Genomic DNA, 920 nt, shown 5'->3' with positions numbered 1-920 from the left:
AACACCAGTGATGCGTCCACTCCGGTCCTCTCGTACTAGGAGCAGCCCCTTTCAATCATCCAACGCCCACGGCAGATAGGGACCGAACTGTCTCACGACGTTCTAAACCCAGCTCGCGTACCACTTTAAATGGCGAACAGCCATACCCTTGGGACCTACTTCAGCCCCAGGATGTGATGAGCCGACATCGAGGTGCCAAACACCGCCGTCGATATGAACTCTTGGGCGGTATCAGCCTGTTATCCCCGGAGTACCTTTTATCCGTTGAGCGATGGCCCTTCCATTCAGAACCACCGGATCACTATGACCTGCTTTCGCACCTGCTCGACTTGTTGGTCTCGCAGTTAAGCTTGCTTATACCATTGCACTAACCTCACGATGTCCGACCGTGATTAGCAAACCTTCGTGCTCCTCCGTTACTCTTTGGGAGGAGACCGCCCCAGTCAAACTACCCACCAGACACTGTCCGAACACCTGTACTTGGTGTTTCGTTAGAACATCAAACGTTAAAGGGTGGTATTTCAAGGACGACTCCAACAATACTGGCGTATCATCTTCATAGTCTCCCACCTATCCTACACATCAAAATTCAATATTCAGTGTCAAGCTATAGTAAAGGTTCACGGGGTCTTTCCGTCTAGCCGCGGGTACACCGCATCTTCACGGCGATTTCAATTTCACTGAGTCTCGGGTGGAGACAGCCTGGCCATCATTATGCCATTCGTGCAGGTCGGAACTTACCCGACAAGGAATTTCGCTACCTTAGGACCGTTATAGTTACGGCCGCCGTTTACTGGGGCTTCGATCAGGAGCTTCTCTTTCGATAACACCATCAATTAACCTTCCAGCACCGGGCAGGCATCACACCCTATACGTCCACTTTCGTGTTTGCAGAGTGCTGTGTTTTTAATAAACAGTTG

The 920-nt window shown here is 50.8% G+C and carries 1 rRNA gene; it reads right to left on the bottom strand.

From position 1 onward, the window contains the following. A 23S ribosomal RNA gene (locus ACWIW0_RS11285) occupies positions 1 to 920 on the bottom strand; the annotation flags it as partial.

The sequence above is a fragment of the Ursidibacter sp. B-7004-1 genome, from assembly GCF_053654055.1.
This window is presented reverse-complemented; position numbering and strand designations above follow the sequence as displayed.